The sequence below is a fragment of the Microbacterium sp. zg.Y909 genome (assembly GCF_024626565.1).
Genome location: NZ_JANJFJ010000182.1, coordinates 1 through 8,854, shown reverse-complemented (window position 1 = coordinate 8,854; position 8,854 = coordinate 1). Strand labels below are relative to the sequence as shown.

The 8,854-nt window shown below is 69.5% G+C and carries 10 protein-coding genes; 6 read left to right on the top strand and 4 right to left on the bottom strand.

Features of this window, described 5'->3' with window-relative positions; all coding sequences use genetic code 11:
* The first annotated feature begins 38 nt into the window (after positions 1-38).
* The 3 genes from NQ160_RS13485 to NQ160_RS13475 are packed head-to-tail and all read left to right on the top strand — an operon-like array spanning position 39 to position 3,098.
* Positions 39-1,433, top strand: coding sequence for a class II fumarate hydratase (locus tag NQ160_RS13485; RefSeq protein ID WP_257515734.1), 1,395 nt, complete (start codon positions 39-41; stop codon positions 1,431-1,433).
* A gap of 10 nt (positions 1,434-1,443) precedes the next feature.
* The gene (locus tag NQ160_RS13480; protein ID WP_257515731.1) at positions 1,444-2,445 is read left to right on the top strand and encodes a sensor histidine kinase; all 1,002 of its coding nucleotides are present in this window, start codon (positions 1,444-1,446) and stop codon (positions 2,443-2,445) included.
* Entirely contained in the window at positions 2,445-3,098 is a 654-nt protein-coding gene (locus NQ160_RS13475; protein WP_257515733.1) for a response regulator transcription factor, read from the top strand. Before NQ160_RS13480 ends, NQ160_RS13475 begins: the two co-directional genes overlap by 1 nt.
* A 171-nt stretch (positions 3,099-3,269) precedes the next feature.
* Here the strand turns inward: NQ160_RS13475 and NQ160_RS13470 are convergent, their stop codons facing one another.
* From NQ160_RS13470 to NQ160_RS13460, 3 genes are all read right to left on the bottom strand, one after another.
* Positions 3,270-4,622 carry a PhoH family protein gene (locus NQ160_RS13470; protein ID WP_257515730.1) on the bottom strand — a complete coding sequence of 451 codons (1,353 nt, stop codon included), beginning with the start codon at positions 4,620-4,622 and terminating at the stop codon, positions 3,270-3,272.
* 180 nt (positions 4,623-4,802) lie between these two features.
* Entirely contained in the window at positions 4,803-5,921 is a 1,119-nt protein-coding gene (locus NQ160_RS13465; RefSeq protein WP_257515729.1) for an aminotransferase class V-fold PLP-dependent enzyme, read from the bottom strand.
* Positions 5,922-5,957: 36 nt separating this feature from the next.
* A complete protein-coding gene (locus NQ160_RS13460) occupies positions 5,958-6,749 on the bottom strand; it encodes an isoprenyl transferase (RefSeq protein ID WP_257515728.1) in 792 nt (263 codons plus the stop codon).
* 102 nt (positions 6,750-6,851) lie between these two features.
* Between NQ160_RS13460 and trhA the strand changes: the two genes are divergently transcribed.
* Complete coding sequence (gene trhA / locus NQ160_RS13455) at positions 6,852-7,544, top strand: PAQR family membrane homeostasis protein TrhA (RefSeq protein ID WP_257515732.1); 693 nt, start codon at positions 6,852-6,854, stop codon at positions 7,542-7,544.
* Here trhA and NQ160_RS13450 read toward each other — a convergent pair whose 3' ends face one another.
* The gene (locus NQ160_RS13450) at positions 7,545-7,808 is read right to left on the bottom strand and encodes a hypothetical protein (RefSeq protein ID WP_257515727.1); all 264 of its coding nucleotides are present in this window, start codon (positions 7,806-7,808) and stop codon (positions 7,545-7,547) included. It abuts the gene before it with no gap.
* A gap of 66 nt (positions 7,809-7,874) precedes the next feature.
* On the opposite strand from NQ160_RS13450, the gene NQ160_RS13445 reads away from it, so the two are divergent.
* Both NQ160_RS13445 and greA read left to right on the top strand, forming a co-directional pair.
* Complete coding sequence (locus NQ160_RS13445; protein WP_257515726.1) at positions 7,875-8,270, top strand: DUF4307 domain-containing protein; 396 nt, start codon at positions 7,875-7,877, stop codon at positions 8,268-8,270.
* A gap of 87 nt (positions 8,271-8,357) precedes the next feature.
* Entirely contained in the window at positions 8,358-8,849 is a 492-nt protein-coding gene (gene greA / locus NQ160_RS13440) for a transcription elongation factor GreA (protein ID WP_257515725.1), read from the top strand.
* The last annotated feature ends 5 nt before the right edge of the window (positions 8,850-8,854 follow it).

The window sequence follows — 8,854 nt, the reverse complement described above, 5'->3', positions numbered from 1 at the left end:
AAACCCATCACCAGCAAGGAAACGAGGACGTGACCGTCATGGCAGAGACCGAGTACCGCATCGAGCACGACACCATGGGCGAGGTGCGGGTGCCCAAGAACGCGCTGTACGCCGCGCAGACCCAGCGTGCCGTGGAGAACTTCCCGATCTCCGGCACCGGCCTCGAGTCGACCCAGATCGCCGCCCTCGCCCGCGTGAAGAAGGCAGCGGCGTTGGCCAACAAGCAGCTCGGCACCCTCGACGGCGCCATCGCCGACGCGATCGCCGCCGCCGCCGACGAGGTCATCACCGGCCGGCACGACGCCCACTTCCCCGTGGACACGTACCAGACCGGCAGCGGCACCTCGTCGAACATGAACATGAACGAGGTGCTGGCGACCCTTGCGACCGCCAAGCTCGGCTCCCCCGTTCACCCCAACGACCACGTCAACGCCTCGCAGTCGTCGAACGACGTGTTCCCCACCTCGGTGCACATCGCCGTCACCCAGGCGCTCATCGACGACCTCATCCCGGCACTGGACCACCTCGCCGTCGCGCTCGAGGCCAAGGCGGAGCTCTGGAAGGACGCGGTCAAGTCCGGTCGCACGCACCTGATGGATGCCACCCCCGTGACCCTGGGCCAGGAGTTCGGCGGCTACGCCCGCCAGATCCGCCTCGGCATCGAGCGGGTGCAGGCGGTGCTCCCCCGCGTGGGCGAGGTCCCGCTCGGCGGCACCGCCGTCGGCACCGGCATCAACACACCCCTCGGATTCCCGCAGCAGGTCATCGCGCTGCTGGCCGCCGAGACGGAGCTGCCCATCACCGAGGCCAAGGACCACTTCGAGGCACAGGCCAACCGTGACGCCCTCGTCGAGGCATCCGGGGCCCTGCGCACGATCGCGGTGTCGCTGACGAAGATCAACAACGACCTGCGGTGGATGGGCTCCGGCCCCAACACGGGCCTCGGCGAGCTGCACATCCCCGATCTGCAGCCCGGCTCGTCGATCATGCCCGGCAAGGTGAACCCCGTCGTCCCCGAGGCGACTCTCATGGTGTGCGCGCGTGTGATCGGCAACGACGCAACCGTCGCCTGGGCGGGTGCGTCGGGATCGTTCGAGCTCAACGTGGCCATCCCGGTGATGGGCACGGCGCTGCTGGAGTCGATCCGACTGCTCTCCAACGCCATGCGGGTGCTGGCCGACAAGACGATCGACGGGCTTCAGGCGAACCTCGAACGCGCCGCCGCCTTCGCCGGCATGTCGCCGTCGATCGTGACGCCGCTGAACAAGCTCATCGGGTACGAGGCGGCCGCCAAGATCGCCAAGCACGCCGTCGCCCAGGGGATCACCGTCCGTGAGGCCGTGGCCGACCTCGGCTACCTGGAACGCGGAGAGATCACCGAGGAGCAGCTCGACGAAAAACTCGACCTGCTCTCGATGACCCGGCCTGGTTGATAATCGGAGGGTGAACCGCACGCCACGGCAGGGCCGCGCGCAGCGCCGCACCCTGGGCATCACGCTCGGAGTGGCATCGGCTGGATTCGTGATGGCCGGCGCCGTCACCGCCGCGGTCCTTGCGATCGGATCCGACCTGCCCCCCGAGCGGGTGCTTCTCGGCGGAGCGGTCTACCTGCTCGCTGCCCTGCTCGCGGTCGGTGTGCTCGCTGTGGCGTACTGGCTGGCTGCGCTGCCGGCGGCGTCCGGCGCCAGCGCGGGCGAAGGCGATGCTGCGGAGCGGTGGGAGGCGTCGTTCGAGACGCAGCGCCAGCTGCTCGACGATGTGCGACACGAGTTGAAGACCCCGATCACGATCGTGCGCGGCCATCTCGAGACGATGAACGTCGACGACGCCGCCGATGTCGCCGCTGTGCGCGACATCGGCATCGGGGAACTTGACCGCATGACACGGCTCGTGAACGACATCGACCTGCTGGCGTCGGTGGACGGCGACTCTTTCAGCTTTTCGGTCGTCGACCTCGGCGCCCTCACCCAGCGGGTCGGAGAGTTGGTGTCGGTGATCCCCCACCACGACTGGCACATCGAGACCGCCGCCTCCGGGCGCATCAGAGCCGACCGTGACCGGCTGCTGCAGGCCTGGCTGCAGCTGGCCGACAACGCCGCCAAGTACACCCCGGCGGGAGCCCCCATCGAGATCGGCAGTTCTCTGCACGCCAGTGGAGCGCAGCTGTGGGTGCGCGACCACGGGCCTGGTATCCCGCCGGCAGCCCGGCACCGCATCTTCCGACGGTTCGACCGCAACGTCGGCAAGCGCAGCGTCGGCGGATCAGGCCTGGGCCTGGCCATCGTCGACACGATCGCGCGCGCACACGGCGGTCACTGCACGGTCGCCGACACGCCGGGTGGCGGCGCGACGTTCACGATAGCCGTACCTTTGGGGACGGGGGCAGCCGCACCCGCGCCCGTGCGCGCGGGCGATGTGGTGCTGCAGAGAGAGGCAAGCGCATGATGACGCGCATCCTGGTGGTCGACGACGAGCCGCACATCGCGGCGCTGCTCCGTCGCGCCCTCACGGCCGAGGGCCATAGCGTCGACGTGGCCGAGAACGGCCCCGAGGCGCTCGAACGGGCCACCGATCCCGGTGTGGATCTCGTGCTGCTCGACGTCGGGCTCCCCGGCATGGACGGCATCGAGGTGCTGCGTCGCCTGCGCGCGCTCGGATCGACGGTACCCGTCATCATCCTGACGGCCCGCTCAGGCACGCGTGACACCGTCGACGGCCTCGATGCCGGGGCCAACGACTACGTGCCGAAGCCGTTCGTCGTCGCCGAGCTGCTCGCGCGCGTGCGCTCCCGGCTGCGGGAGAGCGCGGCGGCGGCCGGCGTGATCTCCCACGGCGACGTCACCCTCGACGTGCTGGCGCGCCGCGCGACCGCCGGCGGTCGCGACGTTGACCTCTCCGCCCGGGAATTCGCACTCGCCGAGCAGTTCCTGCGCCACGCCGGCGAAGTGCTCAGCCGTGAGGCGCTGCTCAGCCGCGTGTGGGGCATGGACTTCGATCCCGGCTCGAACGTCGTGGACGTGTACGTGAGATACCTGCGAGCCAAGTTCGGTGCGCACCACATCGCCACCGTGCGCGGCTCCGGCTACCGCTGGGAGTGACTGCCGCCTCCCACAGCGAGAACCCCCGGGGCGGAATGCTCCGGGGGTTCTCGTGAGGCGAAGCTGGGGGTCTTCGCGCTGGCCGCTTAGGCGGTAGTTCTATGTTCACCCATGCCGGTTCGTATGGGAATGCCCGGCCATGAGATTGTTCTCATGGTGCCCCACCCGGCATCAACTCGTTTCGCCGGCCTCGAGCAGCTCGGTCACCAGCGCGGCGATGGCCGACCGCTCAGAACGCGTGAGCGTGACATGCCCGAACAGGGCGTGACCCTTGAGCGTCTCGATCACGGATGCGATGCCGTCGTGGCGCCCCACCCGCAGGTTGTCCCGCTGGCCCACGTCGTGGGTGAGGACCACCCGCGAGTTCTGGCCCATACGGCTGAGCACGGTGAGCAGCACGTTGCGTTCCAGAGACTGCGCCTCATCGACGATGACGAAGGCGTCGTGCAGCGATCGCCCCCGGATGTGGGTCAGCGGCAGCACCTCGAGCAGGCCTCGGGCGATGACTTCTTCCACGACGTTGCCCGAGACGATCGAACCGAGCGTGTCGAAGACGGCCTGACCCCAGGGGTTCATCTTCTCCTGCGCATCGCCGGGAAGGTACCCGAGCTCCTGCCCGCCCACGGCGAACAACGGGCGGAACACCACGATCCGCTTCTGCTGCTGACGCTCGAGCACCGCCTCCAGTCCGGCGCAGAGCGCCAGTGCCGACTTGCCGGTGCCGGCACGGCCGCCGAGCGACACGATGCCCACCTCCGGGTCCAGCAGCAGATCGATCGCGATGCGCTGCTCTGCCGAACGCCCATGAAGCCCGAACACCTCGCGGTCGCCGCGTACGAGGCGGTACCCGCCGTCGCCGGTGACCCGCCCGAGAGCCGATCCCCGCTCGGAGTGGATGATCAGTCCGGTGTTCACCGGCAGGCCGGTGACGGTGTCGGCGGCGGCGACCTCGCTCTCGTAGAGGTCGCTGATCTCATCCCCCGAAACATCGATGCTGGCCACGCCCGTCCACCCGGAGTCCACCGCCTGCTCGGCGAGGTACTCCTCCGCAGGGATGCCGAGCGAGGCGGCCTTGACCCGCATGGGGAGGTCCTTGGACACCACCGTCACCTCCTGGCCGTTCTGCGCGAGGTGCATCGCAACAGCGAGGATGCGGGTGTCGTTGTCGCCCAGCCGCAGGCCCGCGGGAAGCACGCCGGGGTCGGTGTTGGCGAGTTCTACGCGCAGCGTCCCCCCGGTGCCGACGGCGACGGGGAAGTCCAGCCGCCCGTGCTCGATCCGCAGCTCGTCGAGATGCCGCAGCGCCTGACGCGCGAAGTATCCCAGCTCCGGGTCGTGGCGTTTGCCCTCCAGCTCGGTGATGACCGTGACGGGAATCACGACCGAGTGCTCCGCAAAACGGAAGAACGCCCGCGGATCGCTGAGCAGCACCGACGTGTCGAGCACATAGGTGCGAAGATCCTGGTCCGCGGTGACGTCGTTCTCGATCCGGCCCTGCTGCGCGTGTGGTGCTCGTGTGGTCACAACCCACTCCCGACCCGGGTGCTCACCCGGCAGTCACGAGTCGACCGAGGGGTCACGGGTCGCGATCTCCGGCCGACCCGAACGGGCACCTTGCCCGCTGGCATCACGGTACGTCCGGGCTACCGACCCCGCGCTGTCCGACACGCCCGCGATGTGTGACCGTCAGGTGACATCTGCGTTTCAGCGCATGCGGGTGCCTGCGAACTCGGCCAGCGCGCCTTCGAGCAGTCGAAGCGAGTCTTCGCCGGTCCCGGCGTGCGCGGCCATGCGCACGAAGCCCGACCGCAGCGAGGCCGCGACGCCGTGATTGGCCAGCGCTGCCGCCAGGGGTGCCGTGTCGCCGGCCTCGGGCGCCAGCGACACGATGCCCGCATGGCGATAGGCCTCGCGGGGTGTCACCACCGTCAAGCCGAACCGCTCGGCGACAGCAGCGATCTCGCGGGCGCGCTGGCGCACCAGGTCGGCGACCTCGGACACACCGGCATCTCGGATATCGCGGACCGCCGTCGCGAGCCGGGCCGTCGCGAGGTGGTCGGGCTCGGTGACCGTGTACGCCTGCGCGCCGGGCACCGGCGAGGGAACCGGGAACGCGCCCACCGCGCCGCCCATGCCGGCGAAGCCCGAGAGCACGGGGGTGAGGCGCTCGAGCGCCCGGTCCGAGAAAGAGGCGAAGCCCGTCCCGCGCCCGGCGCGGAGCCACTTGTACCCGTTGCCGCATACGACGTCTGCGACGTCCCACTGCTCATCGACCACGCCGAACGCCTGGATGGCGTCGACGATGAGGAGGCGATCGCCGATGACGTCGCGGAGCCCTGCCAGATCTGCCCGGTAGCCGGTGCGGTAGTCCACGGCGCTGACAGCCAGCGCGGTGACGTCGTCCGTGAGCGCCGCGCGCACGGCATCCGGGGTCACCAGGGTGTCCGGGGTCTCGAGCCAGCGCGGGGTCGCTCCCCCGAGCGCCGCGGCGCGCTCGGCAGCGACGCTGAGGCTCGGAAACTCGTGGCGGGAGACGACCACGGCGCCGGTGAGCCCGAACAGGGCCTGCATCAGTCCGTGCGTCGTCGAGGGCTGCAGGGTCACGTGGTCGGCCGTGGTGGCGAGAAGCTCGGCCAGCAGTTCGCGCGCCTCGTCGGCGCGACCGGCGACGAGGTCGATTCCGCTCGTGCGCCCCGAGCCCAGAAGCTCCGCGTCGGCGTGCGCTTCGGCGCGCACGGACGGGGACAGCGGGCCGAACTTCGCCCAGTCGAGGTATCCCGGCTCCGCATCGAAGGTATCCAGATAGGACTGCAACCCGGTCACGGTTCCATTCTCTCACGGCGACCGCGACGGGTCAGGCTAGCCTCCGAAGCGTCGGTCCCGCGTTGCGTAGTCGCGGATGGCGCGCAGAAAGTCGACTTCGCGCAGGTCCGGCCCGAGCGCCTCGACGAAGTAGAACTCGCTGTGGGCGGACTGCCACAAGAGGAAGTCGCTCAGTCGCTGCTCGCCCGACGTGCGGATCACGAGGTCGGGATCGGGCTGCCCGCCGGTGTACAGGTGCTCGCCGATCTGCTCGGGGGTGAGGCTCGCCGCGAGCTCTTCCAGCGAGCCGCCCTGCTCATCGTGCTTGGAGATGATGCGGCGCACCGCGTCCACGATCTCGGAGCGACCCCCGTAGCCCACCGCGAGGTTCACGTGCAGGCCGGTGTTGTCCCGGGTGCGCGCCTCGACATCTGCCAGGACGCGGGCGAGCTCCGGCGGCAGCAGATCGATGCGCCCCACCGGGCGCACCCGCCAGCCCGGTTCGTGCGAGAGCTCCTCGGCCAGCTCCGCGATGATCTCGATGAGATCTGCGAGCTCCTGGGAGTCGCGCTTCTGCAGGTTGTCTGTGGACAGCAGGTACAGCGAGACGACGGGGATGCCGAGGTCGTCGCACCAACGCAGGAACTCCTGCATCTTGGCTGCGCCCGCCCGGTGCCCCTGCGCTGCCGACGCGTAGCCCAGCTGCCGCGCCCAGCGGCGGTTGCCGTCGATCATCATGGCGACGTGATGCGGCACGGTCGCTCCCGCCAGCTGTCGGCGCAGACGCGCGATGTACAGCCGATAGAGCAGGCCGCGCCCCTGGTTCGTCCCGCCGGTCGTCACGGTCATACGCTAGCGCGCCCGGCGGGATGGATCATGTGCGGCCCCCGGCATGCAGCCGCGCGTAGGGTGGGAGTCGTGTCGAGACGTACCGAATCCGAGGGCGCTGACATGCCCGAGCTGCCCCTCATCGACGCTGCTGCCGTCAGCGGCCACGTCGAGCTGAAGCCGACCTGGCGCGGCTGGCTGCACGCCGCCACCTTCCCCGTGGCCATCGTCGCGGGGATCGTGCTCATCTCGGTGGCGCAGGGCGCTCCGGCCAAGTGGGCCTCAGCGGTCTTCATGGCCACCTCGCTGCTGCTGTTCGGCAACTCCGCGCTGTACCACCGGTTCAACTGGAAGCCGCGCACGCTCGCGGTGCTCAAGCGCATCGACCACGCGAACATCCTGCTGCTGATCGCCGGGACCTACACCCCCATCGCCGTGCTCGCGCTTCCGACGCCGAAGACCGTGCTGTTGCTGTCCCTGGTGTGGGGCGGCGCGCTGCTCGGCATCCTCTTCCGCGTCTTCTGGATCGACGCACCCCGCTGGCTCTACGTGGCCCTGTACCTCGTACTCGGATGGGCCGCGGTGATGTACCTGGGCGACCTTCTCGCCGCCAATGTGGCCATGATGGTGCTGGTCGTCGTCGGCGGACTGCTCTACACCGCCGGCGCGATCGTCTACGGCATGAAGAAGCCGAACCCGTGGCCCGGCCACTTCGGCTTCCACGAGATCTTCCACGCCTGCACAGTGCTGGCATTCCTCTGCCACTGGACGGCGTGCCTGCTCATCGCACTGCATCCGGCCTTCCACCGCGGCTGATCAGCGCGTGGGCGGAGTACCCGTGCTGTCGTCGCGGTCGGAACGCTGCTCCTCGGCGTCGAGCTCCTCGCGGATCTCGGAGCGATACCGGCCGCGGCGGACGCGCCGCAGCATGTCCCAGACGAGCACGATCACCGCGAGGGCGATGAAGGCGATCGCGGCGAACCCCCAGGGTCCGGGGGTCACGAGATCCGGATCGACGGTCGATTCGGGGGTCGGCACAGACGCCGCCATCAGCGTGAGGGCGTCGATCACAGACAGCATGGAGAACCTCGTTCCGCGCCGGAGCGCCTAACCTTGATTCAAGCCTAATCTCCCGGAGACCCACCCATGACGACGCAGCAGTTCCTCGACGAGCGCTACGGCCGGCGCACCTCACGCCGCCGCACCCGCGCGTGGTGGATCATCGTCGCGGCCGTCGCCGTGAGCGCCACCGTCGCGCTGGGCTGGAGCACGGTGGCCACCAGCATGTCGTCCGTCGATGTGGATGCCACGGCGTACTCCGTCGTCGACGAGCACACCGTGACCGTCACCTTCCAGGTCGTGGCACCCGTCGACGGAACCGTCGCGTGCGCCCTGGAGGCCCAGGACGAAGAGCACGGCGTGGTGGGCTGGCGCGTCGTGGAGATGCCCCTCGAGGCCGGCCGCATCCAGGTGTTCACCGAGAAGATCCCGACCACCGCCGAGGCCACGACAGGTTTGGTGAACTCCTGCTGGTTCGCGTAGTCTGCTGTGAACGCATCGCGCCCCGGCTGTCGCCGGGGCGTTTGGCTTAGGCCCGAGCGCCACCACCGCCCCACGAAGGAGACCGCCGTGTCCACCGACGCCCCCGAGACGTTCCTCACGCAGGATGCCTACGACCGTCTCGTCGCCGAACTCGAGCACCTGTCGACCACCGGGCGCGAGGAGATCGCGAAGCGCATCGAATCCGCGCGCGAAGAAGGCGATCTGAAGGAGAACGGCGGCTACCACGCTGCCAAGGACGAGCAGGGCAAGCAGGAGGCGCGCATCCGCACGCTGCAGCACCTTCTGAAGAACGCCAAGGTCGGCACCGCCCCGCAGTCCACCGGGGTCGTCGAGCCCGGCACCGTCATCACCGCCGTTGTCGCCGGGGGCGAAGAAGTGTTCCTCCTGGGCAACCGCGAGATCGCCGCCAACTCCGAGCTGGATGTCTACAGCGAGGCGTCGCCGCTCGGCTCCGCCATCCTGGGACTGAAGGAGGGCGACTCCACGTCGTACACCGCCCCCAACGGCCGCCAGATCAGCGTCGAGGTCGTCAAGGTGGAGACCTACACCGGGCAGTGAGCCGC